4 protein-coding genes are annotated in these 6,373 nt (G+C 70.6%); 2 read left to right on the top strand and 2 right to left on the bottom strand.

Features of this window, described 5'->3' with window-relative positions:
- Positions 1 to 194: 194 nt before the first annotated feature.
- On the bottom strand, positions 195 to 1,055 hold the full coding sequence (locus tag CF8_RS07400) for a DegV family protein (protein WP_010832507.1): 861 nt from the start codon (positions 1,053 to 1,055) through the stop codon (positions 195 to 197).
- A 64-nt stretch (positions 1,056 to 1,119) separates the two neighbouring features.
- Between CF8_RS07400 and CF8_RS07395 the strand changes: the two genes are divergently transcribed.
- Positions 1,120 to 2,001: a hypothetical protein gene (locus CF8_RS07395; RefSeq protein ID WP_010832506.1), complete on the top strand. Its 882-nt coding sequence runs from the start codon at positions 1,120 to 1,122 to the stop codon at positions 1,999 to 2,001.
- Positions 2,002 to 2,090: 89 nt separating this feature from the next.
- On the top strand, positions 2,091 to 3,674 hold the full coding sequence (locus CF8_RS07390) for a S8 family peptidase (RefSeq protein ID WP_010832505.1): 1,584 nt from the start codon (positions 2,091 to 2,093) through the stop codon (positions 3,672 to 3,674).
- A gap of 75 nt (positions 3,675 to 3,749) precedes the next feature.
- Here CF8_RS07390 and leuS read toward each other — a convergent pair whose 3' ends face one another.
- Positions 3,750 to 6,248 (bottom strand): leucine--tRNA ligase, encoded by a 2,499-nt coding sequence (gene leuS / locus CF8_RS07385; RefSeq protein ID WP_010832504.1) that lies wholly within the window; start codon positions 6,246 to 6,248, stop codon positions 3,750 to 3,752.
- Positions 6,249 to 6,373: the final 125 nt, after the last annotated feature.

Genomic DNA, 6,373 nt, shown 5'->3' with positions numbered 1-6,373 from the left:
CGGCACTGAGCGTGGCGAGGCGGCGCGACACGGCCTCGGCGTGCTCGTCGCTGGTGGTGCTCCGCGGGTGGAGTGGGCGCATGCGACGAACCTAGGAAGCAGCGCCGCTGCTCGCCACCTGCCCGACGTCAGCCTGTGGACAACCCCGGCTCAGGACCCGTCATCCACAGGTCCAGCCGCATGAGTGGCCCGTCTCAACCCAGTCGCGGGGCCACGCACACCGCGACCATGCCGGGGCCGACGTGCGCACCGAGCACGGCGCCGAGCTCGCCGCACCAGATCTCGCGGCCCTCGAGGTTGTCGACCAGCCGGTCGGCCAGCTTCGAGGCCAGCTGCTCGGCACGCTCGGCGTTCGCGAGGTGGGCGACGTAGACGTCCACCGGCTCCTCCCCCGCTGCCTCGACCGCGAGGTCCTCCAAGCGCGCGAGCGCACGGGCGCCGGTGCGCACGCGCTCCAGGTTGGCGACCTTGCCGTCGGTGATGCTCAGCAGCGGCTTGACCGACAGCGCGCCACCGAGGATCGCCGCGGCGGCCCCGATCCGGCCGCCCCGGCGGAGGTACTCGAGGGTGTCGACGTAGAACAACGAGGTCGCCGAGGCTGCGCGCTCGCGAGCCGCCTGTGCCGCCTCGGACGCGGACCCACCGGCGTCGACGGTGTCCGCAGCGGACAGGGCGGCGTAGCCGGTGGCGGCTCCGACCTGGCGGCTGTCCACGCACGTCACGGGCACCGAGACCTGGGCGGACGCCAGCTGGGCCGACTCGAAGGTGCCGCTCATGTCGCCGGAGATGTGGACCGAGACGATCTCGTCCGCGCCCTCCCGCGCCAGTCGCTCGTAGACCTCGGCCATCGAGGCCGGGTTGGGCCGCGACGTGCTGACGGGCACGAAGTCGGCGAGCGCCTGCGCCACGACGTCCGGGGTCGCACCGTCGGCGCCCTCGTCGAGGACCTGGGCGCCGATCACGACCTGCAGGGGCACCACGACGATCCCCCGCGCGGCCGCCAGCTCGGGCGGGATGCTCGCGGTGGAGTCGGTGACGATCACGGTGCCGGACACAACGCAGAGGCTAGTGGGTCCGAGATGGTTGCCGTGTGCACCGACAGCCGGTTTGATGTGGGGGATGTCCGATGCTATCGGGAGCTTCGCTGACGAACTGCGCCTTGCCATCGACCGCCGTGGCCTGGGGCTCGAGCGGATCCGCGACCACCTCGACCAACGCGGCGTGTCGGTGAGCGTCGCCACCTTGAGCTATTGGCAGTCGGGTCGCAGCCTTCCGGGACGCAAGGCCTCGATCGCCGCCATCTCGCAGCTCGAGGACGTGCTCGCCCTCGAGCGCGGCCACCTGCGCCGTACGCTCCCGCTCACGCGCGAACGACCCCGGCGTTGCGTCGTGCGCGACCTCGACGACCTGTGGCCGGACCCGGGCCATGCGGAGGTGCTGCACCGCCTCGACACCCGGTGGGACGCCGAGCTGGACCGGGTGACCCTGCACGACGTGCTCCGCCTCGGCGCAGACCGGCGCCAGCACAGCCTGACCGTCCGACAGGTGATGCGGGCCCGGTCCGACGGCCCCGACCGGCGCGTGGTGATGCACTGCCAGGACGACACCTCGGTCGGGCTGCCCGAGTTCCGGGCGATCCAGGGGTGCGAGCTCGGGCGGGTCGAGCGCAGCGTCGAGCACGGCGTCGCCGGCGCCGAGCTGCTCTTCCACCGGCCGCTGGCGCGCGGCGAGACGGTCGTCGTGGAGTACGAGTTCGTCGCGCACGACGTCGGCCCGCTGGAGTCGGAGTACACCCGCCGGCTGCGGATGCCGATGCGCGAATACCTCCTCCAGGTCGAGTTCCACCCCGATGCGCTCCCCGCGACGACGATCGCCTTCACCGACGACCACGAGTCGGTGATCGACCTCGATCCCTCGCACCGAGGACACCTCGCCCACACCGATGCCACCCCCGGAACGACCGGCATCAGGTGGACCTGGGACGACGTCAACAACGGCTGAGTTAACTGTTAACGAACGCTCTGCCCTTGCCGGGACGGGTGGTTGTTGCGCAAGGTCAGCGACGTCCATCTGTCTCGGAAGGAAACCCAATGCTCATCCCCACACCCCCCAGGCTCGGCACCTCCGCCGTCGCCGCCCTCCTCGGCACCGCCCTCGTCTTCGCCCCCGGCACCGCCGGCGCGACCGACGAGCCCGCACCGCAGCAGGCGCCCTCCGCCACCCAGTCCGACGACGGCCGCGCGCCGGTGATCGGCAACGCCGTCGACGGTCGCTACATCGTCGTCCTCGACAAGGGCGCCGGCCCCCGCAGCCTGTCGGCAGTGAAGTCCGATGCCCGCGCGAACGGCGCCCAGGTGACCCACACCTACAGCACCGTGCTCGACGGCTTCGCCGCCAAGCTCTCCCCCCGGGCCCTGCGCGGGATCCGCAACAACCCCCACGTCGCCTACGTCGAGGCCGACGCCCCGGTGCAGCTGAGCGACACCCAGTCACCCGCGACCTGGGGTCTCGACCGGATCGACCAGCGCGACCTCCCGCTGAACAACTCCTACACCTACACCCAGTCCGGCGCCGGCGTCACGGCGTACGTCATCGACACCGGCATCCGCACCACCCACGCCGAGTTCAGCGGCCGGGCGGTCTCGGGCTACAGCGCGATCGCGGACGGTCGCGGCACCGACGACTGCAACGGCCACGGCACGCACGTCGCCGGCACGGTCGGCGGTGAGACGTACGGCGTCGCGCAGGACGTGCGCCTGGTCGCGGTCCGCGTCCTCGACTGCAACGGCTCGGGCTCCAACTCCGGCGTCATCGCCGGCGTGGACTGGGTGACGCAGAACCACGCGGCCGGCGCCCCGGCCGTGGCCAACATGAGCCTCGGCGGCGGCGTCTCCTCGGCCCTCGACACCGCGGTCTCCAACTCGATCTCGGACGGCGTGAGCTACGCGCTGGCGGCGGGCAACGACTCCGGCGCCAACGCGTGCAACGGCTCCCCGGGACGCGTCGCGGCGGGCCTGACCATCGGTTCGACGACGAACACCGACGCCCGCTCGAGCTTCAGCAACATCGGCTCCTGCCTCGACATGTTCGCGCCCGGTTCGAGCATCACCTCGGCGTGGATCACCAACGACACCTCGACCAACACGATCAGCGGCACCTCGATGGCCACCCCGCACGTCGCGGGCGCGGCAGCGCTCTACCTGCAGGCCAACCCGTCGGCAACGCCGGCCACGGTGAGCAACGCGCTGATCTCCGCCTCGACGCCCAACAAGGTCACCAACGCCGGCACGGGTTCCCCCAACCGCCTGCTCTACATGGGCACCGGCACGACCCCGACGCCGACTCCGGACCCGCAGCCGACCGGCTGTGACGCCATGCCCGAGAAGGAGACCGGCTCGCTGACCAGCGGCGGCGTCGCCTACCACCCCGGTGCGAACGACTACTACTACTCGGCGGCGGGCACCCACGTGGGCTGCCTGTCCGGTCCGGCCAGCGCTGACTTCGACCTCTACCTGGAGCGCTGGAACGGTTCGTCGTGGGTGACGGTCGCGCAGAGCATCAGCTCGACGTCCGAGGAGAAGATCACCTACAACGCCACCGCGGGCTACTACTCGTGGCGCGTTGAGTCCTACTCGGGCTCCGGCAGCTACACGTTCGGGCTCGACCGCCCCTGATCACCCGGTAGCCCCCGCAACCGCTTCGTCGGACGTCCGCGTGACGTCCGACGGAGCGGTTTTGTGTGCGTGGGCTCAGACGACGATGTTGACCAGCTTGGGCGCGCGGACGACGACCTTGCGGATGGGGCGGCCGTCGATCGCGCGCACGACTGCCTCGTCGGCCAGCGCAGCGGCCTCCAGGTCGGCCTCGGAGATGTCGGGCGAGACCTCCAGGCGGCCGCGGACCTTGCCCTGGATCTGGACCACCGCCGTCACCGAGTCCTCGACCAGCAGCGCCTCGTCGACGACGGGCCACCCGGCACGGGCCACCGTCGGCTCGTGACCCAGGCGTTCCCACATCTCCTCGGCGACGTACGGCGCCACCAGCGACAGCAGGATCGCGACCGCCTCGACGGCCTCACGCACGGCCGGGTCGGCAGGACCGCAGCCGGAGTCGATCGCCTTGCGGGTGGCGTTGACCAGCTCCATGGTGCGCGCGACCATCACGTTGAAGCGGTGGACCTCGACCAGGTTGGCGGCCTCGTGCACCGTCTTGTGGGTCAGCTTGCGCAGGGTGGTGTCGCCGTCCGCCGGGGACGTCCCCGGCGCAGACGTCACGTCGCCGCTCAGTCGCCAGGCGCGCTGCAGGAACTTCAGCGCACCGCTCGGCGAGACATCGGCCCAGTCGATGTTGTCCTCGGGCGGGCTCGCGAAGACCAGCGTCAGGCGCACCGCGTCGACGCCGAACTCCTCCAGCTGCCCTCCCAGGTTGACGCCGTTGCCCAGCGACTTGCTCATCTTGCGGCCGTTGTTGATGACCTTGCCCTGGGAGAGGTAGGCCGAGAAGGGCTCGCCGAAGCTCAGCAGCCCCATGTCGCGCAGGGCCTTGGTGAAGAAGCGGGCGTACAGCAGGTGCAGCACCGCGTGCTCGTCGCCGCCGATGTAGATGTCGCACGGGCCCCACAGGTTGACCAGGTCGGAGTCGAACGCCTGGGTGTGGTCGTGCGGCGAGCAGTAGCGCAGGAAGTACCACGACGAGTCGACGAACGTGTCCATCGTGTCGGTGTCCCGCTTGGCCGGCCCACCGCACGTCGGGCAGGCGACGTTGACCCACTCGTCGGCCCCGCCCAGCGGCGAGACGCCCTTGGGCTTCAAGTCGGCACCGCGCAGCGCGGGCAGCTCGACGGGCAGCTGGTCGTCCGGTACGGCGACCTCGCCGTCGACCGGGCAGTGGATGATCGGGATCGGCGCACCCCAATAGCGCTGGCGCGACAGCAGCCAGTCGCGCAGGCGGAAGTTCACGGTCCCGCGACCCAGCCCCTGCTCCTCCAGGAAGGCGATCGTCGTGGCCTTGGCCTCGGCGACCGGCAGCCCGTTGATGTCGAGCGGGGCGTCCGTGCCGGGGGCGGGCGAGTTGATCGCCGGACCCTCGCCGTGGAACGCGTCGCCCTCGAAGTCGGCCGGCGGCTCGGTGGTGCGGATGATCGGCAGGCCCATGACCGTGGCGAACTCGAAGTCACGCTGGTCGCCGCCCGGTACGCCCATGACCGCGCCGGTGCCGTAGTCGGCCAGCACGTAGTCGGTGGCCCACACGGGGATCTGCTCGCCGGTGACCGGGTTGGTCGCGGTGACGCCCAGGTCGACGCCGGTCTTGGGACGGTCGGTCGAGAGCCGCTCGATCTCCGTCTCCTTGCGGATCTCCTCGCGGTAGGCCTCGAAGGCGGCCCGGTTGTCGTCGATCACCAGCTCGGCGGCCAGCGGGGCGTCCACGGCCACCACCATGAACGTGGTCCCGAAGATCGTGTCGGGTCTCGTCGTGTAGACCGTGACGGGCTCCTCGCGACCGGCGATCCGGAAGTCGACGTGCGCGCCCTCGGAGCGGCCGATCCAGTTGCGCTGGGCGTTGACGACCTTGTCCGACCAGGTCTCCTGCAGGTCGTCCAGCGAGTCCAGCAGCTCCTGGGCGTAGGCCGTGGTGCGGAAGTACCACTGCGTCAGCTCGCGCTTGGTGACCTCGGCGCCACAGCGCTCGCAGGCGCCGTCGACGACCTGCTCGTTGGCCAGCACGGTCTGGTCGTTGGGGCACCAGTTCACCGGCGAGTTCTTCCGGTAGGCCAGGCCCTGCTCCTTCAGACGCAGGAACAGCCACTGCGTCCAGCGGTAGTACTCCGGGTCGGAGGTGTTGAACCGGCGCGACCAGTCGAAGCTGACGGCGTACTTCTTGAACGACTCCAGCTGGGTGTCGATGTTGCCGTAGGTGTAGTCGGCCGGGTGGGCGTCGTTCCTGATCGCGGCGTTCTCCGCGGGCAGGCCGAAGGAGTCCCAGCCCATGGGGTTGAGGACCTCGTAGCCCTTCTGCCACCAGTAGCGCGCCAGCACGTCGTGCAGGGCCGTGACCTCGGCGTGACCCATGTGCAGGTCACCGCTCGGGTAGGGGAACATCGTCAGGGCGTAGCGCTTCTCGCGCTGGCCGGAGCGGACGACGTCGTCGTCGGCACGGAAGGGCTCGAGCTTGTCCCAGACCGGCTGCCACTTCGCCTGGACCGCCTCGACGTCGTACGTCGCCGCCTGGTCGTCGTGTGTCTCGCTCATGTGCCTACCGCCCTCGTGTGTTCCGGTTGCTGCTCGTGACATGAAAAAACCCCTCGCATGGAGGGGTAGCCGCGTGACGTTCCTGGGTGACAGGGAGTCAGCGCGGCTGGCCAAGAAGCAGGACC

The sequence above is a fragment of the Nocardioides sp. CF8 genome, from assembly GCF_000389985.1.
Classification (GTDB): Bacteria; Actinomycetota; Actinomycetes; order Propionibacteriales; family Nocardioidaceae; genus Nocardioides; species Nocardioides allogilvus.
The sequence above is the reverse complement of the archived record's forward strand: the minus strand, read 5'-3'. Positions and strand labels throughout refer to the sequence as shown.

Bases quoted from the DNA above. Each gene is read 5' to 3' on its own strand.
- CF8_RS07395 (WP_010832506.1), top strand. From the start codon at position 1,120: ATGTCCGATGCTATCGGGAGCTTCGCTGACGAACTGCGCCTTGCCATC.
- CF8_RS07390 (WP_010832505.1), top strand. From the start codon at position 2,091: ATGCTCATCCCCACACCCCCCAGGCTCGGCACCTCCGCCGTCGCCGCC.
- leuS (WP_010832504.1), bottom strand. From the start codon at position 6,248: ATGAGCGAGACACACGACGACCAGGCGGCGACGTACGACGTCGAGGCG.